General features: G+C 69.4%; 28 protein-coding genes. 19 read left to right on the top strand and 9 right to left on the bottom strand.

From position 1 onward, the window contains the following. Positions 1-71: 71 nt before the first annotated feature. From OG522_RS16095 to OG522_RS16075, 5 genes are read left to right on the top strand one after another with little or no spacing between them, the layout of a single operon-like run. Positions 72-680, top strand: a complete 609-nt coding sequence (locus OG522_RS16095; RefSeq protein WP_329463658.1) for a TlpA family protein disulfide reductase — start codon at positions 72-74, stop codon at positions 678-680. A gap of 7 nt (positions 681-687) precedes the next feature. Beyond that, entirely contained in the window at positions 688-1,449 is a 762-nt protein-coding gene (locus tag OG522_RS16090; RefSeq protein ID WP_382799870.1) for a cytochrome c biogenesis CcdA family protein, read from the top strand. A gap of 3 nt (positions 1,450-1,452) precedes the next feature. Beyond that, positions 1,453-3,183 (top strand): cytochrome c biogenesis protein ResB, encoded by a 1,731-nt coding sequence (gene resB, locus OG522_RS16085; protein ID WP_329463657.1) that lies wholly within the window; start codon positions 1,453-1,455, stop codon positions 3,181-3,183. Continuing rightward, complete coding sequence (ccsB, locus tag OG522_RS16080) at positions 3,180-4,271, top strand: c-type cytochrome biogenesis protein CcsB (protein WP_329463656.1); 1,092 nt, start codon at positions 3,180-3,182, stop codon at positions 4,269-4,271. The genes resB and ccsB overlap by 4 nt, the downstream gene beginning before the upstream one ends. Positions 4,272-4,296: 25 nt before the next feature. After that, the gene (locus tag OG522_RS16075; RefSeq protein WP_329463655.1) at positions 4,297-4,800 is read left to right on the top strand and encodes an SRPBCC domain-containing protein; all 504 of its coding nucleotides are present in this window, start codon (positions 4,297-4,299) and stop codon (positions 4,798-4,800) included. A 24-nt stretch (positions 4,801-4,824) separates the two neighbouring features. Here the strand turns inward: OG522_RS16075 and OG522_RS16070 are convergent, their stop codons facing one another. After that, a complete protein-coding gene (locus tag OG522_RS16070) occupies positions 4,825-5,094 on the bottom strand; it encodes a PLD nuclease N-terminal domain-containing protein (protein WP_329463654.1) in 270 nt (89 codons plus the stop codon). An 88-nt stretch (positions 5,095-5,182) separates the two neighbouring features. Here OG522_RS16070 and OG522_RS16065 point away from each other — a divergent pair, with 88 nt between their 5' ends. The 3 genes from OG522_RS16065 to OG522_RS16055 all read left to right on the top strand — a co-directional run bounded on the left by OG522_RS16065 (position 5,183) and on the right by OG522_RS16055 (position 8,355). Continuing rightward, the gene (locus tag OG522_RS16065; protein WP_329463653.1) at positions 5,183-6,640 is read left to right on the top strand and encodes a menaquinone biosynthesis decarboxylase; all 1,458 of its coding nucleotides are present in this window, start codon (positions 5,183-5,185) and stop codon (positions 6,638-6,640) included. Between the two features lie 82 nt (positions 6,641-6,722). Then, complete coding sequence (gene mqnP / locus OG522_RS16060; protein WP_329463652.1) at positions 6,723-7,625, top strand: menaquinone biosynthesis prenyltransferase MqnP; 903 nt, start codon at positions 6,723-6,725, stop codon at positions 7,623-7,625. Between the two features lie 49 nt (positions 7,626-7,674). Continuing rightward, positions 7,675-8,355 (top strand): UbiX family flavin prenyltransferase, encoded by a 681-nt coding sequence (locus OG522_RS16055; RefSeq protein WP_443074707.1) that lies wholly within the window; start codon positions 7,675-7,677, stop codon positions 8,353-8,355. Here OG522_RS16055 and OG522_RS16050 read toward each other — a convergent pair. Beyond that, positions 8,352-8,477 carry a hypothetical protein gene (locus OG522_RS16050; protein WP_329467892.1) on the bottom strand — a complete coding sequence of 42 codons (126 nt, stop codon included), beginning with the start codon at positions 8,475-8,477 and terminating at the stop codon, positions 8,352-8,354. The genes OG522_RS16055 and OG522_RS16050 overlap by 4 nt on opposite strands. Before the next feature lie 142 nt (positions 8,478-8,619). Between OG522_RS16050 and OG522_RS16045 the strand changes: the two genes are divergently transcribed. The 5 genes from OG522_RS16045 (at position 8,620) to OG522_RS16025 (ending at position 13,053) form a co-directional block, all read left to right on the top strand. Beyond that, positions 8,620-9,069 carry an Lrp/AsnC family transcriptional regulator gene (locus OG522_RS16045; RefSeq protein WP_329463651.1) on the top strand — a complete coding sequence of 150 codons (450 nt, stop codon included), beginning with the start codon at positions 8,620-8,622 and terminating at the stop codon, positions 9,067-9,069. A 55-nt stretch (positions 9,070-9,124) separates the two neighbouring features. Then, complete coding sequence (gene mqnE / locus OG522_RS16040; protein WP_329463650.1) at positions 9,125-10,288, top strand: aminofutalosine synthase MqnE; 1,164 nt, start codon at positions 9,125-9,127, stop codon at positions 10,286-10,288. A gap of 10 nt (positions 10,289-10,298) precedes the next feature. Continuing rightward, positions 10,299-10,823: a GNAT family N-acetyltransferase gene (locus tag OG522_RS16035; protein WP_329463649.1), complete on the top strand. Its 525-nt coding sequence runs from the start codon at positions 10,299-10,301 to the stop codon at positions 10,821-10,823. Positions 10,824-10,945: 122 nt separating this feature from the next. Further along, positions 10,946-11,242 carry a DUF4229 domain-containing protein gene (locus OG522_RS16030; protein ID WP_329463648.1) on the top strand — a complete coding sequence of 99 codons (297 nt, stop codon included), beginning with the start codon at positions 10,946-10,948 and terminating at the stop codon, positions 11,240-11,242. 461 nt (positions 11,243-11,703) lie between these two features. Next, entirely contained in the window at positions 11,704-13,053 is a 1,350-nt protein-coding gene (locus OG522_RS16025; RefSeq protein ID WP_329463647.1) for a dicarboxylate/amino acid:cation symporter, read from the top strand. A 150-nt stretch (positions 13,054-13,203) separates the two neighbouring features. On the opposite strand, the gene OG522_RS16020 is transcribed toward OG522_RS16025, so the two are convergent. From OG522_RS16020 to OG522_RS16010, 3 genes are all read right to left on the bottom strand, one after another. Continuing rightward, positions 13,204-14,385, bottom strand: a complete 1,182-nt coding sequence (locus OG522_RS16020; protein WP_329463646.1) for an acyltransferase family protein — start codon at positions 14,383-14,385, stop codon at positions 13,204-13,206. A gap of 113 nt (positions 14,386-14,498) precedes the next feature. Next, positions 14,499-14,735, bottom strand: a complete 237-nt coding sequence (locus tag OG522_RS16015) for a hypothetical protein (RefSeq protein WP_329463645.1) — start codon at positions 14,733-14,735, stop codon at positions 14,499-14,501. Between the two features lie 19 nt (positions 14,736-14,754). Continuing rightward, positions 14,755-15,273, bottom strand: a complete 519-nt coding sequence (locus OG522_RS16010) for a DUF4188 domain-containing protein (protein ID WP_329463644.1) — start codon at positions 15,271-15,273, stop codon at positions 14,755-14,757. 117 nt (positions 15,274-15,390) lie between these two features. Here OG522_RS16010 and OG522_RS16005 point away from each other — a divergent pair, with 117 nt between their 5' ends. Further along, positions 15,391-16,026: a MerR family transcriptional regulator gene (locus OG522_RS16005; protein ID WP_329463643.1), complete on the top strand. Its 636-nt coding sequence runs from the start codon at positions 15,391-15,393 to the stop codon at positions 16,024-16,026. Between the two features lie 113 nt (positions 16,027-16,139). Here the strand turns inward: OG522_RS16005 and OG522_RS16000 are convergent, their stop codons facing one another. Together OG522_RS16000 and OG522_RS15995 are read right to left on the bottom strand one after the other, a co-directional pair. Then, positions 16,140-17,294 (bottom strand): lipase family protein, encoded by a 1,155-nt coding sequence (locus OG522_RS16000; protein ID WP_329463642.1) that lies wholly within the window; start codon positions 17,292-17,294, stop codon positions 16,140-16,142. Positions 17,295-17,385: 91 nt separating this feature from the next. Then, complete coding sequence (locus tag OG522_RS15995) at positions 17,386-18,393, bottom strand: AraC family transcriptional regulator (RefSeq protein WP_329463641.1); 1,008 nt, start codon at positions 18,391-18,393, stop codon at positions 17,386-17,388. Positions 18,394-18,486: 93 nt separating this feature from the next. On the opposite strand from OG522_RS15995, the gene OG522_RS15990 reads away from it, so the two are divergent. Beyond that, complete coding sequence (locus tag OG522_RS15990; RefSeq protein ID WP_329463640.1) at positions 18,487-19,731, top strand: AMP-binding protein; 1,245 nt, start codon at positions 18,487-18,489, stop codon at positions 19,729-19,731. After that, positions 19,680-20,459, top strand: coding sequence for an AMP-binding protein (locus tag OG522_RS15985; protein ID WP_329467610.1), 780 nt, complete (start codon positions 19,680-19,682; stop codon positions 20,457-20,459). The genes OG522_RS15990 and OG522_RS15985 overlap by 52 nt, the downstream gene beginning before the upstream one ends. A gap of 112 nt (positions 20,460-20,571) precedes the next feature. Here the strand turns inward: OG522_RS15985 and OG522_RS15980 are convergent, their stop codons facing one another. Beyond that, positions 20,572-20,775 carry a cold-shock protein gene (locus tag OG522_RS15980; protein WP_003967102.1) on the bottom strand — a complete coding sequence of 68 codons (204 nt, stop codon included), beginning with the start codon at positions 20,773-20,775 and terminating at the stop codon, positions 20,572-20,574. A gap of 271 nt (positions 20,776-21,046) precedes the next feature. Here OG522_RS15980 and OG522_RS15975 point away from each other — a divergent pair, with 271 nt between their 5' ends. Beyond that, positions 21,047-21,913 (top strand): menaquinone biosynthetic enzyme MqnA/MqnD family protein, encoded by an 867-nt coding sequence (locus OG522_RS15975; protein ID WP_329463639.1) that lies wholly within the window; start codon positions 21,047-21,049, stop codon positions 21,911-21,913. Between the two features lie 45 nt (positions 21,914-21,958). Here OG522_RS15975 and OG522_RS15970 read toward each other — a convergent pair whose 3' ends face one another. Further along, positions 21,959-23,008: an alpha/beta hydrolase gene (locus OG522_RS15970; protein WP_329463638.1), complete on the bottom strand. Its 1,050-nt coding sequence runs from the start codon at positions 23,006-23,008 to the stop codon at positions 21,959-21,961. A 249-nt stretch (positions 23,009-23,257) separates the two neighbouring features. Here OG522_RS15970 and OG522_RS15965 point away from each other — a divergent pair, with 249 nt between their 5' ends. Next, positions 23,258-25,090, top strand: coding sequence for a serine/threonine-protein kinase (locus OG522_RS15965; RefSeq protein ID WP_329467609.1), 1,833 nt, complete (start codon positions 23,258-23,260; stop codon positions 25,088-25,090). Positions 25,091-25,249: 159 nt separating this feature from the next. Beyond that, on the top strand, positions 25,250-26,449 hold the full coding sequence (mqnC, locus tag OG522_RS15960; RefSeq protein ID WP_329463637.1) for a cyclic dehypoxanthinyl futalosine synthase: 1,200 nt from the start codon (positions 25,250-25,252) through the stop codon (positions 26,447-26,449). The last annotated feature ends 7 nt before the right edge of the window (positions 26,450-26,456 follow it).

Below are 26,456 nucleotides of genomic sequence, written 5' to 3'. Positions count from 1 at the left end.
CTGACAAGGGGCTTTCCGGGCAGTCAGGGGGGCGCGGAAGATCCCCGGAACCGCCATGCGAAACTTTTCACATGTCCGTGAGTCCTGCCTTTCGACGCCGTCGCCCGCTGACGCTGGCCGCGGCTGCCGCGGCCGCCGGTGCGCTGACCCTGACGGCCTGCAGTTCCGGCGGTACGTCCGGTGGCTCCGGTGACACGAAGTTCGTCACCGGCACCGGCGGAATCTCCACCGTGGCCAAGGGCGACCGCCAGAACGCCCCCGAACTGTCCGGCGACACCGTCGACGGCAAGCAGTTCGACGTCGCCAGTCTCAAGGGCAAGGTCGTCGTCCTGAATGTGTGGGGCTCGTGGTGCGCGCCCTGCCGGGCCGAGGCGCCGTATCTGGCCAAGGTCTCCAAGGAAACGAAGGCCAAGGGCGTCGAGTTCGTCGGCATCAATACCCGTGACACGGACAAGGGCCCGGCCCAGCAGTTCGAGAAGCAATTCGGTGTCGACTATCCGAGCCTGTACGACCCGATCGGCAAGCTCATTCTGCGTTTCCCGAAGGGCAGCCTGAATCCGCAGGCCATTCCCTCGACCATCGTTCTCGACCGGAACGGAAAGATCGCCGCGCGCGCCCTCATGGCGCTGGACGACGCCAAGCTGCACCAGATGATCGACCCGCTGATCGCGGAGAAGTGATCCTGTGATGGCACTGGCCGCCGTCGGCTCAATGAACGAGACGGTCTTCAGCGGGGCCCTGCTCGTGGCCCTGCCCGTCGCCGTACTGGGCGGCCTCGTCTCGTTCTTCTCGCCGTGCGTACTGCCGCTGGTCCCCGGCTACCTCTCGTACGTCACCGGAGTCACCGGCACCGATCTGGCCGAGGCGCGGCGCGGCCGGATGGTCGCGGGCGCGAGCCTGTTCGTCCTCGGCTTCACCGCGGTCTTCGTCTCCGGTGGCGCCCTGTTCGGCTACTTCGGCAAGAACCTCCAGGACTACGGGGACACGCTCTCCAAGGTCCTCGGGGTGCTGATGATCCTGATGGGCGTCTTCTTCATGGGGCTCATGCCCTGGATGACGCAGCGCGAATTCCGTTTCCACAAGCGGCCGGTGACGGGTCTGGCGGGGGCGCCGCTGCTCGGCGCGCTCTTCGGCATCGGCTGGACGCCGTGCCTGGGGCCGACGCTCACCTCGGTGAACGCGCTGGCGATGGACCAGGCGAGCGCCGGCCGCGGGGCGATACTGACCGTCGCGTACTGTCTCGGCCTCGGACTGCCGTTCGTGCTCGCGGCGGTCGCCTTCCGCAAGGCGCTCGGCGCCTTCGGCTGGGTCAAGAGGCACTACGTATGGGTGATGCGGGTCGGCGGCGGCATGATGATCGTGACCGGTGTGCTGCTGCTGACCGGGGCCTGGGCGGAGCTCGTCCAGCAGGTGCAGAGCTGGTCCCAAGGCTTTCAGGTGGGTGTCTGACGCATGAGCAAGACCGAATCGACTCCGGAGCCCGACCTCGGTGAGGCCGGGGCGGAGCCCGACCTCGGCGCGGCCGGGGCCCAACTCTCGACCGCCCCCACCGAGGAACGGTCCAACGGGCCCGTCGGCATCGGCGTCTTCGGCTGGATCCGCTGGTTCTGGCGGCAGCTGACCTCGATGCGGGTCGCGCTGATCCTGCTCTTCCTGCTGTCGCTCGGCGCCATCCCCGGCTCGCTGATCCCGCAGACCAGCGTCGACGAGATGAAGGTCGCCGACTTCCAGAAGCGGCACGACACCATCTCGCCGATCTACGAGAAGCTCGGCCTGTTCCACGTCTACAGCTCGGTGTGGTTCTCCGCGATCTACATCCTGCTGTTCATCTCGCTCATCGGCTGCATCGTGCCGCGCACCTGGCAGTTCGTCGGCCAGCTGCGCGGTCTGCCGCCGACCGCGCCCGGCCGCCTGACCCGTCTTCCCGCGTACACGACCTGGCGCACCGACGCCGAGCCCGAGCAGGTCCGCGAGGCCGCGCTTGCGATGCTCAAGAAGCGCCGTTTCCGGTCCCGTATCAGCGGGGACGCGGTCGCCGCCGAGAAGGGCTATCTGCGCGAGGCCGGCAACCTGCTCTTCCATGTGTCGCTGATCGTGATCCTGGTGGCGTTCGCCACCGGCCAGCTCTTCAAGTCGGAGGGCCACAAGCTCGTCGTCCAGGGCGACGGGTTCTCCAACACGCTGACCCAGTTCGACGACTTCAAATCCGGCTCGCTCTTCAACACCGAGGACCTGGCGCCGTTCAGCTTCACCCTGGACCGGTTCGACGCGACCTATGAGCGCACCGGGCCCGAGGTCGGCACGGCTCGCGAGTTCAAGGCCCACCTCACCTACTCCGAGGGCGCCGACGGCAAGCCCCAGGGCAAGACCGTCGAGGTCAACAAGCCGCTCGACGTGGACGGGTCGAAGGTCTACCTGCTCGCGCACGGCTACGCGCCGACGGTCACCGTGAAGGACGGCCGCGGCCAGGTCGTCTTCCACGGTGCGGTGCCGCTGCTGCCGATGGACAACAACCTCACGTCCAGCGGCGCCATCAAGGTGCTCGACGGCTACCGCGACGCCAAGGGCAACAAGGACCAGCTCGGTTTCGCCGCGTTCTTCGTGCCGACCTTCGGCGGCAAGGGCACCGGCCAGATGTTCTCGCAGTTCCCCGCCCTCGACTTCCCGGTCCTCAACGTCGGCGCCTACCACGGCGACCTCGGCGTGGACTCGGGCCTGCCCAAGAACGTGTACCAGCTGGACACCAGCAGCCGGTCCATCAAGCCCTTCAAGGACGCCCAGGGCAACATCCTCAAGAAGCTGCTGCTGCCGGGCGAGAGCCTGGACCTGCCCGACGGTGCCGGGTCGATCACCTTCGACAAGGGCCCCGGCGCGATCAAGCAGTGGGCGAGCTTCCAGATCTCCCACCAGCCGGCCAGCGGGCTCGCCCTCACCGGCGCGATCGGTGCCATCGGCGGACTCGCCGGCTCCCTGTTCATCCAGCGGCGCCGGATCTGGGTCCGGGCCGTCAGGGGGGACGACGGGGTCACCGTCGTAGAGATGGCCGGACTCGGCCGCAGCGAGTCCGCGAAGCTACCCGAGGAGCTGGCCGATCTCGCGGTCACGCTCATCCCGCAGGCGCCGACCGCGCCGGATCCCGAACCCGAATCCTCAGTTGTTCCTGCCGAAGGGGCTGAGAAGTGAATCTCGCCGCCGCCACCAATGAGAGCCTGGCGCACACCAGCAACTACCTGATCTATTCGTCGATGGCCGTGTACCTGCTGGCCTTCTTCGCCAACATGGCCGAGTGGCTCTTCGGCAGCCGCAGCAAGGTCGCCCGCACGGCGGCCGCGCTGACCGGCGCCGGGCAGGAAGCCCAGGACGCCGGCACGGTCAAGGTCGAGGTCGCCACCAAGAACGGCGGCACCGCCGTCCTGGAGCGCCCCAAGATCGTGACGCGGTCCGTCTCCGGCGCCCGCGACGTCCCGGACGGCCCCGGTGCCTCCGGCGGTGACGAGAAGGGCGACCTCTACGGCCGCATCGCCGTCTCGCTGACGGTGCTCGCCTTCCTCATCGAGTTCTCCGGTGTGCTGACCCGCGCGCTGTCCGTGCAGCGGGCGCCGTGGGGCAACATGTACGAGTTCAACCTGACCTTCTCCACGGTCGCGGTCGGCGTGTACCTCACGCTGCTCGCCCTGAAGAAGAACATCGGCTGGCTCGGACTTCCGCTGGTCACCACGGTCCTGCTCGACCTCGGCCTCGCGGTCACCGTCCTCTACACCGCCAGTGACCAGCTCGTACCCGCGCTGCACTCGTACTGGCTGTGGATCCACGTCTCCACCGCGATCTTCTGCGGCGCGGTGTTCTACGTGGGCGCGGTCGCCACGATCCTCTACCTGTTCCGCGACAAGTACGAGGCCAAGCTTGCCGAGGGCGGTCAGCCGGGCAACTTCGCGACCTCGGTCATGGAGCGCCTCCCGGCCGCCGCCTCGCTCGACAAGTTCGCCTACCGCGTGAACGCGGCCGTCTTCCCGCTGTGGACGTTCACGATCATCGCGGGCGCGATCTGGGCAGGCGACGCCTGGGGCCGCTACTGGGGCTGGGACCCCAAGGAGGTCTGGTCCTTCATCACGTGGGTCGCGTACGCCTGCTACCTGCACGCCCGCGCCACCGCCGGATGGAAGGGCCGCAAGGCCGCCACCCTCGCGCTGATCGCGTTCGGCTGCTGGCTGTTCAACTACTACGGCGTGAACATCTTCGTGAACGGCAAGCACTCCTACGCGGGCGTCTAGTCCTCTGCGGAGAGACACTGGTGCCATGACCGAGTCTCTTGGTTATGGCACCAGCGCGTTCGAGGACGGGGCCTGGCTGCTCCACTACGAGCTCCATCTGCCACACCCCGTTGACCAGGTCTGGGCGGCCGTCGCGACGCCCGGGGGACTGCCCGGCTGGCTCGCCGCCGCCGATGTCCTCGAACCCCGGCTCGACGGCGCGGTCACGCTGCGCTGGCTGAACGACGAGGGCGACGGGGTGCACAGCGGGACCGTCACGGCCTGGGACCCCGAGCACGTCGCCGAGTACACCATCGACCTGCACGGCCGCATCCGCTTCCACCTTGAACCGGAGGGCGCGCACGGCACGGTCGTCCGGTTCACCAATGAGTTCCCCGGCAGCGAGACGCTGCGCCTGGACTGCCTCGCCGGCTGGCACAACCACTTCGAGTTCCTCGCCGACGCGCTGGACGGCCGCCCCAAGGACTGGTCGTCCTGGTCGAAGGAGCGGTGGCAGGAGCTGAGGGACGTCTACGTCGACCGCTCGTAGCGGCGTCCGCGAGGCGCGGTGGCCCTACGGCTCGTCCCGGTCCACGTCCTTGTTCAGCGACGCCAGGAACTCGGGGTTGTCATCGGGCGCGACGTACCGCGCGGGCGCGCGCCGCACCTTGCCCGCCAGCAGCCAGGCGACCGGGCCGACGAGGACCTCGCCGAAGAGCAGCACGACGATGATCCACGCCACCTTGGGCAGGCCTTTGACGTCCTGTTCCGGAGTGTTCAGGCAGTCGATGAACGCGTAGATCCACAGCGCCAGGACCAGCAGGAACGGCAGATACCTGAGCATGGCGTGACGGTCCCCCCGGGAGCGGTTGCGGGCCGTGCCTCGGCCCCGGTGACCGGCCCAGGGTATCGGGTGCCCGATACTTGACCCCATGGCTTACGACGATCTCCGCTCGCTGCTCAGGGCGCTGGAGCGCGAGGGCGACCTCAAGCGCATCAAGGCCGAAGTCGACCCGCACCTCGAAGTCGGCGAGATCGTCGACCGGGTCAACAAGGCCGGCGGCCCGGCGCTCCTGTTCGAGAACGTCAAGGGCGCCGCCATGCCGCTCGCGATGAACGTGTACGGGACCGACCGCCGCCTGCTCAAGGCGCTCGGGCTGAAGTCGTACGAGGAGATCAGCGACAAGATCGGCGGGCTGCTCAGGCCGGAGCTGCCGCAGGGGTTCGTCGGGGTCCGGGAGGCCTTCGGCAAGCTTGGCTCGATGGTGCACGTGCCGCCGAAGAAGGTGAAGCAGGAGAGCGCGCCCGTCCAGGAGGTCGTGCTCACCGGCGACGACGTCGACCTCGACCAACTGCCCGCGCTGTTCACCTGGCCCGAGGACGGCGGCTCCTTCTTCAACCTGGGTCTCACCCACACCAAGCACCCCGAGACGGGCGTGCGCAACCTGGGCCTCTACCGCCTCCAGCGCCACGACAAGCGCACCATCGGCATGCACTGGCAGATCCACAAGGACAGCCGCAACCACTACGCGGTGGCGGCCAAGAGGGGCGAGCGGCTGCCGGTCGCGATCGCCTTCGGCTGCCCGCCGGCCGTCACGTACGCCTCCACCGCGCCGCTGCCCGGCGACATCGACGAGTACCTGTTCGCCGGGTTCATCCAGGGCAAGCGGATCGAGATGGTCGACTGCAAGACCGTGCCGCTCCAGGTCCCGGCCAACGCCGAGGTCGTCATCGAGGGCTGGCTTGAGCCGGGCGAGATGCTGCCGGAGGGCCCGTTCGGCGACCACACCGGCTTCTACACCCCGCAGGAACCGTTCCCCGCGCTCACGATCGACTGCGTGACGATGCGCAGGCGCCCGCTGCTCCAGTCGATCGTGGTCGGCCGGCCGCCGACCGAGGACGGTCCGCTCGGGCGGGCCACGGAGCGGTTCTTCCTCCCGCTGCTCAAGATCATCGTGCCGGACATCGTGGACTACCACCTGCCGGAGTCGGGCGGCTTCCACAACTGCGCGATCGTCTCGATCGACAAGAAGTACCCCAAGCACGCCCAGAAGGTCATGCACGCGATCTGGGGCGCGCACATGATGTCGCTGACCAAACTGATCGTGATCGTGGACGCCGACTGCGACGTCCACAACCTGCACGAAGTGTCCTGGCGGGCCTTCGGCAACACCGACTACGCCCGCGACCTGACCGTCGTCGAAGGCCCGGTCGACCACCTCGACCACGCCTCCTACCAGCAGTTCTGGGGCGGCAAGGCGGGCATCGACGCGACCGCGAAGTGGCCCGAGGAGGGCTACACGCGCGACGGCGGCTGGCCCGCGATGGTCGAGTCGGACGCGGCTACCGCGGAACGGGTGACGAAGCGTTGGAAGGAATACGGGCTGTGAGGTGCTGGCAGATGATGGAGAACAGCGGTGCGGAGGCCGGGTTTCCCCGCCTCCGCGGGGATGAACCGGAGTACGGACTCCGGTGAGCGCCTCCGCAGCAGCAGTCCCGCAGCCGGGCCGCACCAAGGCCTTCCTACGGCTCGTGATGATCGAGCACTCGGTCTTCGCGCTGCCCTTCGCCTACACCGCCGCGCTGACCGCGATGTTCCAGCTGGACAAGAACATCCACTGGGAGCGGCTGCTCCTGGTCACCGTCGCCATGGTGGGCCTGCGCACCTTCGCGATGGCCTGCAACCGGATCATCGACCGCGAGATCGACGCCCGCAACCCGCGCACCGCGGGCCGCGAGCTGGTCACCGGCGCGATGTCGGTGCGCTCCGCGTGGACCGGCGCGCTCATCGCCCTGGTCGTCTTCCTCGGCGCGGCCGCGGCCCTCAACCCGCTGTGTCTGGCGCTGGCCCCGGTCGCGGTGATCCCGATGGTGGTCTATCCGTACGGCAAGCGGTTCACCAACTTCCCGCAGGCCATCCTCGGCATCGCGCAGGCGATGGGCCCGGTCGGCGCCTGGATCGCGATCACCGGCGCCTGGTCCTGGGACGCGGTGATCCTCGGCCTCGCCATCGGCATCTGGATCGGCGGCTTCGACCTGATCTACGCCTGCCAGGACGTCGAGGCCGACCGCGGCCACGGCGTGAAGTCGGTCCCGGCGCGGTTCGGCATCCCGGCCGCGATCTACGGGGCGCGCGGCTGCCACTCCGTCACGATGGCGCTGCTGGTCTGGTACGCGCTCGCGACCGGCGCCGGGTTCTTCTTCTGGCTCGGCCTGCTGATCGTGCTCGCCGCCTTCCTCTACGAGCACACCCTCGTCAAGCCGCACGACCTGTCCCGCCTCAACCGGGCCTTCTTCCAGGTCAACGGCTTCATCGGGATCGCGCTGTTCATCTGCGCGCTGCTCGACCTCCTGGTGCGGGGCCTGACCCTCTAGCCACACCTGGCCCGGCCCCGCCCCCACGCCCCCCGATAGGCTCGGACACGTGGAGCATGTGAACGTACACAGTCAGCAGCGCACCCCCTGGGTCGTCGGGGTGTCGGGCGCGTCCGGGACGCCGTACGCGGCGGCGGTGCTGCGGGGGCTGCTCGCGGCGGGGGAGAGCGTCGACCTGGTGGTGTCGCGGGCCTCGCGGCTCACGCTGCTTGACGAGACCGGCATCGCGTTCCGGGACGCGCACTGGCAGGACGATCTGCGGGCCTGGCTGGCGCGGGGCGCGGACGGGAAGCCGCACGCCTTCGATGTGGACACGCGGGACGTACGGCACTGGGCGGCGGGCGATCTGTCCGCCGGGCCCTCGTCGGGCTCCTACCCCGTGAAGGGGATGCTCATCGTCCCGGCGTCGACGGCCTGTGTGGCCGGGGTGGCGCTGGGGCTTTCGAAGGATCTGTTGCAGCGGGCCGCGAGCGTGACGCTCAAGGAGCGGCGGAAGCTGGTGGTGGCGGTGCGCGAGACGCCGCTGAACGGTCAGACGCTCAGGCATCTGGTGACACTGGACGAGGCGGGCGCCGTGGTGCTGCCCGCCTCTCCGGCGTTCTACGCGGGGGCGACGCACATCCAGGATCTGGTGGACTTCGTCGCGGGGCGGGTGCTGGATGCGGCAGGAGTGCCGCACGGCCTGTACCGCCGTTGGGAGGGAGAACTCGGAGGCTCCCGCGGGGATTAGCGCTTCTTGGCGGCGCGCTTGGGGGCGCGGTGCTTCGTCGAGGACGGCTGGTGGGCACGAGAGCGGTTGGCCAGGTCCTGAAGCTCGCGCATCCGGGCGTAGGCCATCTCGATCGTGTACACGGTGACAACTCCTGAAAGATCGTCTTTGATCTGCTGGAAATTTATCCACACAGCTGAATGATTCGCAGGGTGTCGTCCCTGCATGCCTTAGATTCTACACGTAAACTCGCGGTATCGCTGAACAATGGAAGGCTTCAGGCATATGGACGCCGTCGATAGGCAGCTCATCCAGGCACTGCGCGAGAACGGCAGGGCCTCGTACGCGGAACTGGGCCGGCTCGTCGGGCTCTCCGGCCCCAGCGTCACCGACCGCATCAACCGTCTGGAGACGGCCGGGGTCATCACCGGATACCGCGCCACCGTGGACGCGGCCTCGCTCGGCCTCGGGGTCACCGCGCTGATCGGCATCTCGCTCTCCGACGCCGCCGACCACGAGGACGTGGCCCGGCGCCTGCGCGACCTCGCCGAGATCGAGGACTGCTGGTTCATCGCGGGCGACGACTCGTACATGCTCAAGATCCGGGCCGGTGACGTGGACGGCCTGGAGAAGACGATCCGCCGGCTCGGCTCGACCAAGGGCGTCTCGCGCACCCGCACCACGATCGTGCTCTCCACGAAGTGGGAGAACCGGGTCGGGGAACTTCCGGAGTAGGCCGGGGCGTACCTTTGGTGGAGCCTGAAAGACACACGTATGGGAGGCGGCCTTGATGGACGCGGGACTCAAGCGCGAGCTGGAGCAGAAGGTCCGGGCCGGTGAGCGGCTCAGCCGCGAGGACGGTATCGCGCTCTACGCGTCGGACGATCTGGCCTGGCTCGGCGGGCTCGCCCACGAGGTGCGCACGCGCATGAACGGCGACGTCGTCCACTTCAACGTCAACCGTCACCTCAACATGACCAACGTGTGCACGGCGTCGTGCGCGTACTGCTCGTTCCAGCGCAAGCCGGGCGAGAAGGACGCATACACGATGCGCATCGAGGAGGCCGTCCGCCTCGCCAAGGCGATGGAGAACGAAAACCTCACCGAGCTGCACATCGTCAACGGGCTCCACCCGACGCTGCCTTGGCGCTATTACCCGCGCTCGCTGAAAGCCCTCAAGGAGGCGCTGCCGAACGTCGGGCTCAAGGCGTTCACGGCGACCGAGATCCACCACTTCGAGACGATCTCCGGGCTCACCGCCTCCGAGATCCTCGACGAGCTCATCGACGCCGGTCTGGAATCGCTGACCGGCGGCGGCGCGGAGATCTTCGACTGGGAGGTCCGCCAGCACATCGTGGACCACCGCACGCACTGGGAAGACTGGTCGCGCATCCACCGCCTCGCCCACGAGAAGGGCCTGAAAACCCCTTCGACCATGCTGTACGGGCACATCGAGGAGCCGCGCCACCGCGTTGACCACGTACTGCGGCTGCGTGAACTCCAGGACGAGACCGGCGGCTTCCAGGTCTTCATCCCGCTGCGCTACCAGCACGACTTCGTGGACATGCAGGACGGCAAGGTCCGCAACAAGCTCCAGGCGCGCACCACGATGGCGACCGGCGCGGAGGCGCTGAAGACCTTCGCGGTCTCGCGGCTGCTCTTCGACAACGTGCCGCACGTGAAGTGCTTCTGGGTCATGCACGGCCTCCAGACCACCCAGCTCGCGCTCCAGCACGGCGCCGACGACATGGACGGCTCGGTCGTCGAGTACAAGATCACGCACGACGCCGACAACTACGGCACGCCGAACAAGCTGACCCGGGACGACCTGCTCGACCTCATCCGCGAGGCGGGCTTCCGTCCCGTAGAGCGCAACACGCGGTACGAGATCATCCGCGAGTACCCGGGTCCGGACGCGGGGCTGCGCGAGACGCCGCAGCCGATGCGCTTCTGAGCGAGGCCCGGTGGCACTGACCTTCCAGCTCGACCCGCCGCTCACCCCCGCCCTGCGTGACGGACTCCTTGCCCTGTGGGCCGAGGTGTCCAACGCGGGCGGGGCCGTCGGTTTCGTACCGCCGGTCTCCGTCGAGGACATCCGTCCCGAACTGGTCAAGCACTTCGTGGCGATGGCCGAGGGGCGGATGCGGCTGCTCGTCGGGTACGACGAGGGCGGGCGGGTCGCCGCCACCGCGTTCATCGCGTACAACACCCACCGCCTGATGAAGCACTGGGTGTGGCTGTACACGGTCATGGTGCACCCCGGCCATCAGGGCAAGGGATACGGGCGCGACCTGATGGAGGCGACCGCCGATGCCGTACGCGGCTTCGAGGGCGTCGACGCGATCCGGCTCACCTGCCGGGGCGGGACCGGGGTCGACCGGTTCTACGGCTCGTGCGGATACAAGGAGGTCGGGCGGGTGCCCGGCGCGATCCGGGTCGCCGAGGGCGACGACCGGGACGACATCATCATGCTGCTGCCGCTGCACTGAGGCTGATTGAGCCGGGCCGCCCGCGCCGGGGCCGTGCCCGGGGAGCCGCGCCCGCTGAATTGATCCAATTGCGGGCGTGCTTCACTAGTCGGGCAGGATCCACCGTAGAGAGAAGGTCAGTCGTGAACGCCGCCAAGCCGAGCGCCACCATCTGGTACACCATGCTGCGTGTGGGGATCTTCATGGGCAGCCTGGTCTTCGTCGGCCTGTTGGTCCAGTTCGGTGTGCTGCCCAAGGGCCTGGGCCACTCCAACTTCGTCTGGGTCATCCTGCTCGCGCTCGTCGTCTCGGCGCCGCTCAGCTTCGTACTCCTGCGCAAGCAGCGCGACGCGATGTCCGCGCAACTCGTCGGCAAGGTCGAGAACGCGAAGGCGAAGCTGGAGGCGAACCGGTCCCAGGAGGACGGTCTCGTCCAGTAGCACCCGCGTAGTCGCGCTGCTGTCGTAAGGCACCTCACACGTTCCGACGGCCCCGCCCCGAAGCCACCGCTTCGGGACGGGGCCGTCGTCGTTCTCCGGCCGACTCGCGGCCGGGCCCGGCCAGTTGGCGAGCGGCGTCCCGCCTCCTCGCAGCAGGATTCCGGTCAGCATGGGTAAAAGAACTGCTTTGAGGTTCTCAAAGTTCAAGTGTTAACGTGTTCGACATGATGACAGCAGCCGTGCACCAGCACCCCACCGGCGGCGCCGTTCCGCTCGTGGCGCGTCTGCATGTCGACCTCTGCCGCTGCATGTCCGCGGTCTGTTGCCGCGGGGTCTGACCCCGGCATCATGCGGCGGTGTCCCCAGCCTTCTGTGACAGGTCCACACCGACCAGTCCTCTGTGAACGGGCGCCGCGCTCTTTCCCGAACGTCTCCGTCTCCGCTCACCCGGGAGTGTGTCCGTGTCCGCGTCCACCGCGACCACCGACGAGAAGCCCAAGCGCGGCTTCTCCATATCGTCCAAGTTCCCGTTCTGGGCCCAGATCATCGCGGGCCTCGTCCTCGGCGGCCTGCTCGGCTGGCTCGCCCGCAGCCAGGACATCGGCTGGCTCAAGGACACCCTTGAGCAGATAGGCAGCATCTTCGTCCAGCTCCTGAAGCTGGCCGTCGCGCCGCTCGTCTTCTTCGCGATCCTCGTGTCGATAACCAACCTGCGCAAGGTGAACAACGCCGCCCGCCTCGCCTCGCGCACGCTGCTCTGGTTCATGATCACGTCGCTGATCGCGGTGGCCATCGGCCTCGCGATCGGCCTGCTCACCAACCCGGGCGCCGGCACCGGCCTCACCCCGAAGGACGGCAAGCTCCCCAAGCACACGGGCTCCTGGCTGGACTTCCTGACGGGCATCATCCCGACGGACATCATCACGCCGTTCACCGAACTCAACGTCCTGCAGATCGTGTTCATGGCGGCCGTCGCCGGAATCGCGCTGCTCCAGCTCGGCGAGAAGGCCAAGCCGATCCTCACGCTCAGCGAGGCGGTACTCGAACTCCTCCAGAAGGCCCTGTGGTGGGTCATCCGCCTGGCCCCGCTCGGCACGCTCGGCCTCATCGGCTTCGCCATCGCCGACTACGGCTGGGACCTCATCGGCAAGTACGCGACCTTCACCGCCGACGTCTACATTGGCTGCGCCCTGGTGATGTTCGGCGTCTACCCGCTGTTGCTCGCCACCGTCGCCAAGGTCAACCCGCTCCAGTTCTTCAAGGGCGCCTGGCCCGCGATCCAGCTGGCCTTCGTCTCCCGCTCCTCGGTCGGCACGATGCCGCTGACGCAGAAGGTCACCGAGCGGCTCGGTGTGCCCAAGGAGTACGCGTCCTTCGCGGTGCCGTTCGGCGCGACCACCAAGATGGACGGCTGCGCGGCGATCTACCCCGCGCTCGCCGCGATCTTCATCGCCCAGATCTTCGATGTGCACCTCGGTATCGGCGACTACGTCCTGATCGCCTTCGTCTCGGTGATCGGCTCGGCGGCGACGGCGGGCCTGACGGGCGCCACGGTCATGCTGACCCTGACCCTCTCCACGCTGGGCCTGCCCCTGGAGGGCGTCGGCCTGCTGATGGCCATCGACCCGGTGCTGGACATGATGCGCACGGCCACGAACGTGGCGGGCCAGGCGCTGGTCCCGGTCGTGGTGTCGGCCCGGGAGAACATCCTGGACCGGGATGTCTTCAACTCGGTGCACCTTTCGCCGGTTGACGACGACTACGACGTGCGGGAGGCGGAGCAGAAGGTGACGGCCCCGGCCGCTGCCTGAGCACCTCGCCCCTGAGACGCCCGCGCCCCACCTACCGGGGGTGCGGGCGTTGGCGTGTCCGGCGGCCCGCAGTTGCGCGCGCCTCGGACACGGCCACCGGATTGTGATGTGGGGCCGGACGCGCAGACGTTCCAGCAACCCCGAAGGGCCCTATCGCGTGCCGACCCCGCTGAACGTGTTCGCCGGTACCGGCTCGGGCTGCGTACCCTCGGCGGCGGTCGCCGCGGGGATGGTGGTGCGCGGCCGGGAGCCCCGGCGGGCGGGGGAGTTGAGGCGTACGTCGGCGATTCCGCGCTTCATGGAGTCGCGGATCCATTTGCCGACGGGGCGTTCGACGAAGCGGTGGATCAGCCACGCGACCGCCATCATCAGGGCGATCACCGACACCACGAGAACGGGGGCGGGCACCTTGTTGCGGAAGTGGTGGATGAGGGTCATACCGATGAACATGTGGATCAGGTACAGCGGATAGGTGAGCGCACCCGCCGTGGAGAGCCACTTCCACTGGATCTTGTCGAAGGCGCCCAGGGCGATGGCGCCGACCATGGCGAACCCGGCGATGATGATCAGGCGTACCGGCCAGGTGGGCAGGTGGTCGGCGGCGACGCGGCCGAGGTTGCTGGCGATGCGGTAGTGGACGTAGCGCTGGGACAGCAGGAGCTGGAACAGGACGATGCCCCACAGCAGGGCGTTGGATCCGAAGCGCCGCATCAGGTAGAAGGCGATGCCCGCGATGAAGAACGGCGCGTACTGCGGCATCGCGAAGGCGGCCAGGGCGGGGAAGCCGAGGCTGGGTGCCAGCGCGGCCGCCACGGTCCACACCCCGCAGAAGATGAGCAGGTTGCGGTAGGTGACCCCGCACAGGACGACGATCGCCATCAGGACGTAGAACTTGAGCTCCACGAACAGCGTCCAGTACACGTCGTCGACGTTGCGGGTGTTGTTGCCGGCCTGAACCATCGTCAGATTGACGATCACGTCGTCCCAGCCGCGCACGGAGGTGACCTCCGGCCACTTCTTCACCACCAGCGCCGTCAGCGGCACCGCCACCCAATAGGCGGGGAACAGGCGCGAGACCCGCGAGACCGCGAAGTCGCCCAGCGTGCGGCCCCACACGCTCATGCAGATGACGAATCCGCTGACGAGGAAGAAGATCTCGACGCCCAGCCAGCCGAACTCGGCGAACTTGTGGACGGTCGGGAAGATCGTCGCCGGGTTGTGCCCCCAGGGCCGCGTCAGCGCGAGGTAGTGGTAGCAGACCACCATCAACGCGGCGACGAGGCGCAGGCCGTCCAATGCGCCGAGCCTGCCTGCCAAACGGCGCTCGGCCATGGTGAAACCTCCACGGCACCCCGGTGAAGGGGTGCACAAGATCAAGCCACCGGGAGCTGTGTGCTACCCGTGGGTAAAGTATGTGCGGGCAATGTTCTCACGGGACGCCGAATCTAGCCGTCGAGCACTGCCGACGCCACCGAAGTCGGCCGGATCGGCTGTGTGCCGAATGCCACACGCTCCGTGAAGCCGTCGGCGAGGTAGCCGTTGGCGGCTTCCCCGCCCGTCGCCACGGGCGCCGGATCCGCGCTGCCGTGTGCCGCGGGCGGTGCCGTGGTCGCACCGGCCACAGGCGCGGGCCTGCTGCTCGCCGCCCTGCCGTCGCCGCGGCGCGCAGAGCTGACCCCCATCTCCCACGCCGCCGCCCGGCTACTTGGCCGCTCGCGCCCCCGCACCGCTCCGGTGGGCCAGGCGCTGGGCGGCGCGGCGGCCCCGGCTCTCGATCGGCAGGACCCCCGTCGCCGCCCCCAGTCCGAACGGCGGCATATCCGCATAGATCGACTCGTACGAGCCCTCGGGCACCACGTACGTCTCGTGCCACAGGCCCACGTGCCCGCGAGCCTTGCCCTTGTGCTCCTTGCGGTTGATGATCGCCCACGCCCGGTGGTGGAACATCTCCGGCGAGTGCGCGTAGGCGTACAGCTTTTCCTGGGACTCCCAGTACTGGACCACGTAATACGTACGGGGCGACGCGGTGAGCAGGACGTGGCTGAGCAGGCCGCGGCTCTTGTCCTTGGTGAGTTCGCCGAGCATGCGGAACATGGCCAGAGCCACCGGAACCCACTGGTGCACCGCCCAGAAGTGGTTGACGCGCATCCCGATCAGCAGCACCACGACGTCGCCCTCGGCGGCGGCGGTCGTGCGGTTCACGGTCGGCTTGGCGGACATGGTGCCTCCAGCTCCTCGGCGGACGACTTCCCCTGTCGGACAACTCCCTTGTTGGATAAGGGAGTTATCCGGGCTCGTATCTTGGATAATGGCGTTATCCGAGGAAGGGTGCAAGGGGTGCGGCTGGCAGAGTTGAGCGAGCGGAGCGGGGTCTCCACCGCGATGATCAAGTACTATCTGCGGCAAGGCATGCTCGCGCCCGGCCGCAAAGTCGGTGCGACCACGGCCGACTACGACGAGAGCCATCTGCGCCGGCTCCGCCTCGTCCGCGCCCTGATCGAGGTCGGCCGCCTGCCCGTGGCCGCCGCCAGGGAAGTGATCGGGTACGTCGACGACGACTCCCTGGACCGTACGATGCGCCTGGGCGCCGCCCTCTGGGCCCTGCCGCACGGGCCCGACGACAACGACGCGTCCGTGGCGGCCGCCCGCACCGAGGTGGACCGGCTGCTCCAGGCGCTCGGCTGGTCCACCGCCCGCGAGCTCGGCGAACTCTCCCCGGACCACCGCGCGCTGATCGTCGCCGTGGCCACGCTCAACCGGCTCGGCTATGCCTGGGACGCCGAACTCATGGCGCCCTACGCCGAGTTGATGCACCAGGCCGCCGTGCGCGACCTGGACTTCGTGGAGACCCACCCCTCGGAGGCGGAGAAGGTCGAGACCGCCGTCGCCGCGACCGTCCTCTTCGAACCGGTCCTCCGCGCGCTGCACCGCCTCGCCCAGCAGGAGGAATCCGCCCGCCGGTACGGGTTGTGAGCCGTACCCGGGCCAAGGGGGCGGCTCGCCGGTACGGGCCGGGAGCCGTACTCGCGCAACGAGCCCGCCCCCGTCGTCGCGGGGGCGGGCTCGTCACGTGCGCGCTCAGCAGTTCAGCAATTGCCCCCGACCGGTTTGCCCGCGAAGCGGTCTGCCAGCCAGTTCGCGGCGGGGATCGCGCCGACCGTCACCCCGCCGATGTGGCCGAGCAGCGGCAGTGCGTGCCACTCCACGTTCGCGCCCTTCGCGCACCAGTCGGCGCGCAGCTGCTGCCCCACCGCGTACGGGATCAGCTCGTCCACCGTGCCGTGGTAGAGGTAGACCGGGGCGTCCGGGCGGTGCGTGCCGAGCTTGGACTCGGCCAACCTGGCCTGCCAGTCCGGCTGTTGGAGCGGGTTTCGCACGGTCAGGTCGGTGATGTGCTTGAAGGAGCCGACCGTCGAGTCGATCGCCACGCAGTTGTTTTTGAAGTAGTCGATCAGCGCCTTGCCCGCCGGGTTCAGGTACGAGTCCAGCTTCAGCTCGGGGAAGGCCGCGTTCTGGCCCGCCGCCGCCATGAGGATGAGGCCGGAGCCGAGGCCGCCGTCGTTGGCGGCGGCGACCTTCATGAGGTCGGCTGGGACGCCGCCGGTCGCGGTGCCCTTCACCTTCAGCTCGGGGGCGTACGAGTCGTGCAGCTCGGCGGCCCAGCTGCCGGCCTGGCCGCCCTGCGAGTAACCCATGATCCCCACGGGCGAGTTGGCGTCGACGCCGGGGATGCCGAGGCGCTCGGCGGCGCGGGCCGCGTCCAGCATGGCGGTGCCCTCGGCCCGGCCGACCGTATAGGTGTGGTCGCCGGGGGTGCCGAGGCCCTCGTAGTCGGTGACCGCGACCGCCCAGCCCTTCTGCACGACCTGGTTGATCAGGGTGGCCTCGACGGCCGTCCCGTACGGGAAGTTGGCGCTCGGCGCACACGAGTCGCCGAGCCCGACCGTTCCGACGGCGTACGTCACGAGCGGGCGCCGGCCCGTGCGGCCGTCGTTGGGCACGATGACCGTCCCGGACACGACGTTCGGGCCGCCCTTGGCGGTGGTGGAACGGTACGTGACGTGCCAGGCGCGGGTGTTGGTCCACTGGCCCGGGAGCGGATGGAACTCGGTGGGGGACTGGGTGACGACGTCCCCGGGCGAAGCGGTCGGGGTGTCGTCGGCGAATGCGGTGGGGGTGGTGGCTGCCGAGAGGAGGAATGCGGCGGTGATGGCACCGGCGACTCTGGTACGGACGTGCATGCGGCTCTCCCAACGGTCCTGTGGGGCGCGGGCAGTTGAGGAGAAGGTAGTGACTGACCGGTAGGTACGGCGCTGACCGTACCGCTCACCTTCACTGACCCAGGCGATAGGAACCGGGCGTCGTCCCCGTCCAGCGGCGGAAGGCGCGGTGGAAGCTGGTGTCCTCCGAGAAGCCGAGCCGAGCCGCGATCTCCGTGATCGGCTCGCGGCCCTCGGCGAGCCCCGCGATCGCGGCATCGCGCCGCACCGCGTCCTTGAGCTGCTGGAACGACGTTCCCTCCTGTGCCAACCGGCGGCGCAAGGTCGCCGGGGACATGGCGAGCCGGGTGGCCGTCTCGTCGAGCGTGGGCAGCCGGGGCGAGGCGCGCAGGGCGCCCGCCAGCGCCCGGCGCACCTGCTCGCCGACCGTCGTGCCGTACGCGCGCCGACTCAGCAGTTCGAAGGGTGAGCGGCGCAGCATCTGGTCAAGGGCCGCCTCGTCGCGTACGAGGGGTGCGGTCAGCCAGCGCGCGTCGAACACCGCCTCGGTGCGGGTGTCCCCGAACCGCACCGGGCAGCCGAACAGCGACTCGTACTCGTCCTTGTGCGGGGGCGGCGGATAGCCGAAGGCGGCGCGGGTCAGCGGGATGCGGCGGCCCACCAGCCAGCTGCACACCCGGTGCCAGATGATCACGAGGCACTCGGTCAGGAAGCGGTCCTCGTCGTGGCCCGCCAGATCGTTGCGGACGGTGAACACCGCGTCCGTACCCACGAGTTCGAGGCCGAGGTCGGGGCCGTGCGCGAACAGGCCGTAGAACGTGGTGCCGCGCCGCATCGCCCCGCCGAGGTCGCGGCAGCCCAGCGCCGCGTAGCACATCATCGCGAAGGTGCCGGGCCGGCTGGGTGCCGCGCCGAGCCCGAGGAACTCGTCCCCGGTCGCCCGGTACAGGGCCCGGAAGAGCTGCGCGAACTGGGCCGGGGTGACCCGCGCACGGTCGTCGCCGAGCAGCAGCGGGGGGATCCCGGACGCCTGGAGCAGCGGCACGGTGTCGATGCCGTGCCGCTCGGCGCCGCGCAGCACGGCCCGCACATGGTGCACGGTGATCGTCGGCTTCGCCATGGTCAACGACGGTAGCGGGGTTGAGCGGTGGGGTCAGCCGGGCTGACGCTTCCCGTCATCCCGCGCGGGCCGCCCCGTGCTTACCGTCGGGTCATGACCCCCCAGAGTCCGCCCCAGAACCCGCATCGGCGCCCGCACCAGCGCCCCGAGACGCTCGCCGTGTTCGCCGAGTGGGCGGCGCGGAGCCATCCCGATCAGCCGGCCCTCCGGTTCCGCGGCCCGGACGGCGGCTGGGTCTCGGTCACGTACGCCGAACTGCGCGACACCGTACGCCGCACCGCGCGCGGGCTGCTCGCGCTCGGCATCCAGTCCGGCGAACGGGTGGCGATCCTCGCCGAGACGCGCCCCGAGTGGACGTATGCGCATCTGGCCTGTCTGGCGGCGGGCGCGGTCGTGGTGCCGGTGTATCCGACGGCGGGCGCCGAGGAGACGACCTGGGTCCTCGCCGACTCCGCCGCGAAGGCCATCATCTGCGAAGACCCCCGGACGGCCGCCCGGATCGAGGGCCTACGCGGGAAACTGCCGGCCCTCGATCACGTACTCCTGATGACGTGGGACGGCGTGCGGGGAGGCGGTGCGAGTGGGGACGGTACGCGCGGGGATGGGGTGACCGGGGACGGTGCGAGTGGGGGCGGCGTGAGCCGGGAGGGCGTCACCGGAAATGGCGCGAGTGGGGGCGGCGTCACCGGCGCCCGTTCCACCGGCGACCCCGTGATCGCCGACGCTACCACCGGCGGCCGTACCACCCGCGACCGTGCCGCCACGCTGTTCCCGGGGTTCCCCGACGTGGGCTCCGTGTCGCTCGGTGATCTGTTGGCCCGGTCCGCGAGTGTTCGGCCCGGTGATGACGCCGAGCTCGTCTACACGTCCGGGACCACCGGCTTGCCCAAGGGCTGTCGGCTCACCCACGGGAACCTGGGCGCCGTCCAGGACGCGACGCTCCACCTCACCGAAGGCGGCCCCGGCGACCGCACCTACCTCTACCTGCCGCTGGCCCACCTGCTCGCCCAGCTGATCCAGTTCTCGACCCTGCTGTACGGCGGCGAACTCTGCTACTTCGGCGGCCGGATCGAGGACGTGGTGAGCGAGCTCGCCGAGGCACAGCCGACCCATCTGCCGTCCGTACCGCGGCTGTTCGAGAAGATCCACTCGGTGGTGCGCTCGCTCGCCGAGGCACAGGAGGGCGGCCGCGAGCGGTTCGAAGCGGCGGTCGCGATCGGCGTCCTCGGGCGGACGGCAAGCTTCCGCCCGAGCGGCAGGACGAGTACGAGGCCGCCGAGCAGTCCCTGTTCAGCCTGGTCAGGGCGGCTGTCGGCGGCCGCCTGCGGTCGGCGCTGACCGGCGGGGCGCCGATCGACCCGGCCACCCTGGACTTCCTGCGAGCCTGTGGGATCGCCGTCTTCGAGGGGTACGGAATGACCGAGTCCGCCGGTGTGATCTCGCTCAACCACCCGGGGGCGGTGCGTTACGGCACGGTGGGCCGGCCGGTCGAGGGCTGCGAAGTGAAGATCGCGTACGACGGCGAGGTACTGGCCCGGGGCCCGATGGTCTTTCCCGGGTACCACGCCAACGAGCCGGGCACTGCGGACGCGCTGGACGCGGACGGCTGGCTGCACACCGGCGACCTCGGTGAGCTGGACGCGGACGGCTATCTCCTGATCACGGGCCGAAAGAAGGACCTGATCATCACGTCCGCCGGAAAGAACCTGACGCCCTCGCACTGGGAACTGGCCATCGAGCGCTCCCCGGTCGTCTCGCACGCGGTGATGGTGGGGGACCGGCGCCCGTATCCGGTCGCGCTGATCACGGTGGACGGGCAGGCGGCGTCCGGGCGCAGTGCGGCCGAGGTCCGCGCGCTGGTCCAGGAGGCGGTCGAGGAAGCCAACGCCGAGGTGTCCCGCCCGGCCAGGATCCGCGCGTTCGCCGTGCTGCCCGAGGACTTCACGGTGGAGCGCGGGGAGCTGACCCCGACCCTGAAGGTGCGCAGGAAGGCCGTTCTGGAGCGGTACGCGACCGAGATCGAAGAGCTGTACGGGCAGCAGGCCCGGCAAACCCAGCAGACTTAGCCGACCTCGGACCTCGGACCTCGGACCTCGGGAGCAAAGGCAGGAGCCCCTGTCCGAAAAGGACGGGGGCTCCTTGGGTACTGCTAAGTCAGCGATCGCCAACCCGGGCAAGTTAGGCCGGGGTGACGTTCTCCGCCTGCGGGCCCTTCGGGCCCTGAGTGACGTCGAAGTTCACGACCTGGTTCTCCTCCAGGGAGCGGAAACCAGACGCGTTGATCGCGGAGTAGTGGACGAAGACATCCGGGCCGCCGCCGTCCTGGGCGATGAAGCCGAAGCCCTTTTCAGCGTTGAACCACTTCACGGTTCCGGTAGCCATAAGCCCTCCTTGGGCCAAAGGGTTGCCCTGCTCCAGAACCTGCAAACAAGTCTGAAAACTACAAAAGCCTGCGGGTTACATGCTCCGCAGGCTCTGTACTGCAAGGGAAACCAAACTGCAACTTGCGCTGAGCGTAGCACGCAGGATGTGTGCTGCGGTAGAGGGAAAGATCACGCGACCCGATGTGTTTGGCAGGCCTCTGATCAGGCCAGAGAGCGCCGCGCGAGGGCCCGGCGCCGTCCACGGAGTGGGACGGGTCTAGCCTCGCCATGTGGACAATTCAACCAGCCCCCAGCACAACGGCGGCCGGCCGCGCGTCGGCCACATCCAGTTCCTCAACTGCCTGCCCCTGTACTGGGGCCTGGCACGGACCGGGACGCTGCTCGACCTGGAGCTGACCAAGGACTCCCCGGAGAAACTCAGCGAACAGCTGGTGAGCGGCGAGCTCGACATCGCACCGATCACCCTCGTGGAGTTCCTGCGCAACGCGGACGATCTGGTCGCCTTCCCCGACATTGCCGTCGGCTGCGACGGGCCCGTCATGTCCTGCGTGATCGTCTCGCAGCGCCCGCTGGAGAACCTGGACGGGGCGCGCGTCGCGCTCGGGTCCACCTCGCGCACCTCGGTACGCCTGGCGCAGCTGCTGCTCGCCGAGCGGTACGGGGTGAGCCCCGACTACTACACGTGCCCGCCCGACCTCGGTCTGATGATGCGGGAGGCGGACGCGGCCGTGCTGATCGGCGACGCCGCGCTGCGGGCCTCGCTGCACGACGCGCCCCGGCTCGGTCTCCAGGTCCACGACCTCGGCCAGATGTGGAAGGACTGGACGGGGCTGCCGTTCGTCTTCGCCGTCTGGGCGGCCCGCAAGGACTACCTGGCCCGCGAGCCCCGCGTTGTACAGCAGGTGCACGAGGCCTTCCTCGCCTCGCGCGACCTGTCCCTTGAGGAGGTCACCAAGGTCGCCGAGCAGGCCGCACGGTGGGAGGTCTTCGACGCCGAGCTCCTGGAGCGCTACTTCACGACGCTGGACTTCCGCTTTGGGGCCCAACAGCTCGACGGAGTACGGGAGTTCGCCCGCCGGACCGGCCCGACCACCGGATTCCCCGCCGATGTGAATGTGGAGCTGCTCGCTCCGTGACGCGGGTCGCTCCGTGACGCGGGTCGCTCGGGAAAACGCGACGGGTCAGGAGGACGGGACCGGGGCGAGCATCTGCTTACTGATCCACTCCATGGTCCCTTCGCCCATGCCCTTCACGTAGGTGTGGGCGTTGTGGGTGCCGCCTTCTATCAACTGGAGGCGGGTCTTGATCGGCCCCTTGCCGTACGTGGCGATGAACTTCTGCACGTTCGGGACGACGGCGCTCTCCTTCGTGCCCACCTGGAAGGCGAGGGCCACCTCGGGGCCGTTCGCGGTGATGAGGTCCTGGGCGAGCTTCTCCGGGTTGTTCGCCTGCTTCTCGGCCTCGTGGCCCGCCCACAGCGGGGAGTCCGGCACGATGTCCGGGCCCGAGGCGATGACGGCCTTGAACCGGTCGGGCCGCTTGAGCACCGACTTCAGGCCGACGAAGCCGCCCGACGAAGAGCCCATGAACGCCCATCCGTCGCGGGACTTGAAGGTGCGGAAGTTGGCCTGCACGAAGTCCGGTACGTCATCGGTCATCCAGGTGCCCATCTTCGGCTGGCCCGGGATGTCGCTGCCGTCGTAGTAGCGCTTCGCGTCCGGGTTGAGGACCGGCATGACGACGATGAACGGCAGGCTCTTACCGGTCTTCGACCACTCGCTGATGCTGCTCTGGAGCTTGAGGTCGGTGCCCATCCAGTAGTTCTTGGGATAGCCGTTTCCTCCCGGCAGCGCGATGAGCACCGGGAAGCCGCTGTTCTTGTACTTGTCCTCGAAGTACTGCTTCGGCGCCCACACCCACACCTTGCCGGTGAAACCGGACTTCGCGCCCTGGAGCGTGGCCACGCCGATCTTGGTGCCGTCGGCGAGCGTGCTCTGCGTGGTGAACTCGGCCTTCGGGCCGGTCGGCAGGAGCGTCTGTGCCGCCGCGCCGTTCTTCGCGGAGGCGGGGTCGTTCTTCTGCGGGGCCTGCGAGGCCGACGCCTTGCTTGAGGGGCTGCTCGCCCCGGAGTCGAAGCTCACCGGCTTGCCCTCGTCCGAGCAGCCTGCGACCAGCACGACCGAGCCGATGACGGCGGCAGCGAGCAGGGCGGCCGGGCGGCGACGGTTCATGCGGGGCTCCGTGGATCTGGCTGAGGGTCTGGACAGTGCTGCGCGGGGCGCTTTGGGCGCCCTTTTGGCGATTCTTCGGGCGATTGCCTGCGGACTACGCCAGTCAAGAGTGCGGAATGCGTCATTCGGTTCTATGGGCTGTGCATCGGATGAGTCTCGATAGAGGGTGATACGGCGCACGCGCGGCCCTACGCTGCTCTCGGACCGGCTTGACCAGGTTGGCGTTGGGGGAGCACCGCGATGCAGTCGATGCAGCCGCTGGAAGCAGGCGATCCGCAGAGCATCGGTGCCTACCGGCTGCTCGGCCGGCTCGGGGCCGGCGGCATGGGCCGCGTGTACCTGGGCCGCAGCGCGGGCGGCCGCACGGTCGCGGTCAAGGTGGTGCATCCGCACTTCGCGCTCGACGAGCAGTTCCGGGCCCGCTTCCGGCACGAGGTCGAGGCGGCCCGGCGGGTGGGCGGCGCCTGGACCGCGCCGGTCCTGGACGCGGACCCGGAGGCGCCCGTTCCCTGGGTCGCGACCGGCTATGTTGCGGGCCCTTCGCTGACCCAGGCCGTAACGGGCCACGGCCCGCTGCCCGATCGTGCGGTACGCGTTCTGGGCGCGGGCCTCGCCGAGGCGCTGGGCGCGGTTCACGCGCTGGGTCTGATCCACCGCGACGTGAAGCCGTCGAACGTGCTGCTCACCCTCGACGGCCCCCGCCTCATCGACTTCGGCATCGCCCGCGCCACCGACGGCACCGCCTCGCTCACCGCGACCGGCGTCTCGATCGGCTCGCCCGGCTACATGTCGCCCGAGCAGATCCTCGGCCGGGGCGTCACCGGCGCGGCCGACGTGTTCTCGCTCGGTGCTGTCCTCGCCTACGCGGCGACCGGCGAGCCGCCCTTCCCCGGCGACTCATCGGCGGCGCTCCTTTACAAGGTGGTGCACGAGCAACCGGAGTTGGGCCCGGCGCTGTCGGGCGAGCTGCGCGAATCGGTGACGGCCTGCCTGGCCAAGAACCCGGCGGACCGCCCGGCCCCGGCGGAACTGTCGGCCCGCCTCGCCCCGGCCGGAGCCGCGGCCCTGGTGAACGACGGCTGGCTGCCGCGCCCGCTGGTCGAGGAGGTCAGTCGCTCGGCGGTACGGCTGCTCGACCTGGAGCCGGAGGATTCGATACGAGCCTCCGGCCCAATCCCGTTCAGCAGCCCGGCGGTTGAGGATGCGCGAGGCGCGTCTGGTTCTCCGCTCGGCGGCGCGGCGGTTGAGGGGGCGCGAGGCACGGATGGGGCCTCGCTCGGCGGATCGGCGGCCGGTGCGTTCGGGCCGCCGGACGCGTCGTACGGGAGCGCCGAGGGGGCGGGGCTGCCCGGCCCGCGTACGCCCCCGCGGCCGACGGAACCCCCGGGCCGCGCCGACCGGGGCCGCCGGGTGGCGCTCTCCGTCGCGACCGCCGCCGAACCGGGCGAACGCGGCCAGGGACGCAAGGTCAGCTGCACGGTGGCCCTCGCGGTGGCGGGCGCGCTGGCGGCGGTCTCCCTCGGGGCGGCGTTCCTCTTCGACCTGCTGCCGGGTGGGGGCAGCACGAACAACACGGGGGCGAAGCCGCCCGCGTCCAGCCCGGCGACCGAATCGGCGCAGCCGCCCGGCGACGGGGAGCCGACGGGATCCGACCAGCCGGGGGACACGGCGTCCCCGTCGGACTCGCCGTCCGGTACGCCGTCCGACGGTGGCCAACTGGCCGACGTGCCCGGCGGGTTCATCGGCACCTGGAAGGGCGTGCTCACCCAGGACAACGGCACCTCGGGATACGCGTACACGGCGGTGATCACCAAAGGCGCGAAGGGCGCGGACGTGGTGCACACGACCACCGCGATCGGCCCGCTGGAGTGCCACGGCATCGGCACGCTGGACTCGGCCACCGCGCAGGTGCTGCACATCACCGAGCGCACGGACTCCTCGAAACCGTCGACCATCGGCTGCACGGGAGCCACCGCGACGATGACGTACACCCTGCAACCCGACGGCAAGCTCCGCTTCGAGTCCCAGGAGACGGCCGCGGGCAAGCCGACGGGGACGCTGGACAAGCAAAACGCCGGTTAGCTTCAAGTGGGGTGGACGGCCCCCCGGGCCCCGCTCGGTCCCGCGTCACCGCTGGCGTACGCTGGATCGGTCCGTCCGTCCGTCTCCCACCGCCACCTTGAACGAGGCGCTTCGCGCCGCACCCGCCAGATTCCAACCCCTCCGAAAGGGACACCCCCGGTGACTGAGAAGGCCGATCTTCAGTCCGTTCTCGACCGTGCAGCCGAGGGTGGGCGGATCACCCCGCAGGAAGCGCTCGACCTGTACCGTTCCGCGCCGCTGCACGCGCTCGGCGCGGCTGCCGACGCCGTGCGCCGCCGCCGTTACGCGGGCACCGAGCACATCGCGACGTACATCATCGAGCGGAACATCAACTACACGAACGTCTGCGTGACGGCGTGCAAGTTCTGCGCCTTCTACGCCGCCCCCAAGGACACCGCCAAGGGCTGGACCCGCGACCTCGACGACATCCTGCGCCGCTGCGCCGAGACCGTCGAACTCGGCGGCACCCAGATCATGTTCCAGGGCGGCCACCACCCCGACTTCGGCGTCGAGTACTACGAAGAGCACTTCTCGGCGATCAAGAAGGCGTATCCCCAGCTGGTCATCCACTCCCTCGGTGCCTCCGAGGTCGAGCACATGGCCCGCATCTCCAAGGTGTCGGTGGAAGAGGCCATCTCGCGCATCCACGCCGCCGGGCTCGACTCCTTCGCCGGGGCCGGCGCCGAGCTGCTGCCCGAGCGGCCGCGCAAGGCGATCGCGCCGCTCAAGGAGTCCGGTGAGCGCTGGCTGGAGATCATGGAGACGGCGCACGGGCTCGGCGTCGAGTCGACGTCGACCATGCTCATGGGTACGGGCGAGACCAACGCCGAGCGCATCGAGCACCTGCGCATGATCCGCGACGTGCAGGACCGTACGGGTGGCTTCCGCGCCTTCATCCCGTACACCTACCAGCCCGAGAACAACCACCTCAAGGGCCGCACCCAGGCGACGCTCTTCGAGTACCTCCGCATGATCGCCATCGCGCGGCTCTTCCTCGACAACGTCGCCCACATCCAGGGCTCCTGGCTGACCACCGGCAAGGAGGCCGGCCAGCTGTCGCTGCACTACGGCGCCGACGACCTCGGCTCGGTCATGCTGGAGGAGAACGTCGTCTCGTCGGCCGGTGCCAAGCACCGCTCCAACCTCATCGAGATGATCGACATGATCCGCAAGGCGGACCGGGTGCCGGCCCAGCGGGCCACCACCTACGAGCACCTCGTCGTGCACGACGACCCGGCGAACGACCCGGTCGACACGCGCGTCCAGTCGCACATCTCCTCGACCGCGATCGAGGGCGGCACCGCCCACCCGGAGCTGAAGCTCCTCGCCTCCAACTGAGGCTGTG

Origin of the sequence: Streptomyces sp. NBC_01431 (assembly GCF_036231355.1) — a bacterium.
Lineage (GTDB): Bacteria > Actinomycetota > Actinomycetes > Streptomycetales > Streptomycetaceae > Streptomyces.
Note: the sequence above shows the minus strand (reverse complement) of the source record. Positions and strands in the feature narration are given on the sequence as shown.

Coding starts and splice junctions, on each gene's coding strand:
- OG522_RS16095 (WP_329463658.1), top strand. CDS start 72: ATGTCCGTGAGTCCTGCCTTTCGACGCCGTCGCCCGCTGACGCTGGCC.
- OG522_RS16090 (WP_382799870.1), top strand. CDS start 688: ATGGCACTGGCCGCCGTCGGCTCAATGAACGAGACGGTCTTCAGCGGG.
- resB (WP_329463657.1), top strand. CDS start 1,453: ATGAGCAAGACCGAATCGACTCCGGAGCCCGACCTCGGTGAGGCCGGG.
- OG522_RS16075 (WP_329463655.1), top strand. CDS start 4,297: ATGACCGAGTCTCTTGGTTATGGCACCAGCGCGTTCGAGGACGGGGCC.
- OG522_RS16070 (WP_329463654.1), bottom strand. CDS start 5,094: ATGCTCAGGTATCTGCCGTTCCTGCTGGTCCTGGCGCTGTGGATCTAC.
- OG522_RS16065 (WP_329463653.1), top strand. CDS start 5,183: ATGGCTTACGACGATCTCCGCTCGCTGCTCAGGGCGCTGGAGCGCGAG.
- OG522_RS16045 (WP_329463651.1), top strand. CDS start 8,620: ATGGACGCCGTCGATAGGCAGCTCATCCAGGCACTGCGCGAGAACGGC.
- mqnE (WP_329463650.1), top strand. CDS start 9,125: ATGGACGCGGGACTCAAGCGCGAGCTGGAGCAGAAGGTCCGGGCCGGT.
- OG522_RS16020 (WP_329463646.1), bottom strand. CDS start 14,385: ATGGCCGAGCGCCGTTTGGCAGGCAGGCTCGGCGCATTGGACGGCCTG.
- OG522_RS16015 (WP_329463645.1), bottom strand. CDS start 14,735: ATGGGGGTCAGCTCTGCGCGCCGCGGCGACGGCAGGGCGGCGAGCAGC.
- OG522_RS16010 (WP_329463644.1), bottom strand. CDS start 15,273: ATGTCCGCCAAGCCGACCGTGAACCGCACGACCGCCGCCGCCGAGGGC.
- OG522_RS16000 (WP_329463642.1), bottom strand. CDS start 17,294: ATGCACGTCCGTACCAGAGTCGCCGGTGCCATCACCGCCGCATTCCTC.
- OG522_RS15995 (WP_329463641.1), bottom strand. CDS start 18,393: ATGGCGAAGCCGACGATCACCGTGCACCATGTGCGGGCCGTGCTGCGC.
- OG522_RS15990 (WP_329463640.1), top strand. CDS start 18,487: ATGACCCCCCAGAGTCCGCCCCAGAACCCGCATCGGCGCCCGCACCAG.
- OG522_RS15980 (WP_003967102.1), bottom strand. CDS start 20,775: ATGGCTACCGGAACCGTGAAGTGGTTCAACGCTGAAAAGGGCTTCGGC.
- OG522_RS15970 (WP_329463638.1), bottom strand. CDS start 23,008: ATGAACCGTCGCCGCCCGGCCGCCCTGCTCGCTGCCGCCGTCATCGGC.
- OG522_RS15965 (WP_329467609.1), top strand. CDS start 23,258: ATGCAGCCGCTGGAAGCAGGCGATCCGCAGAGCATCGGTGCCTACCGG.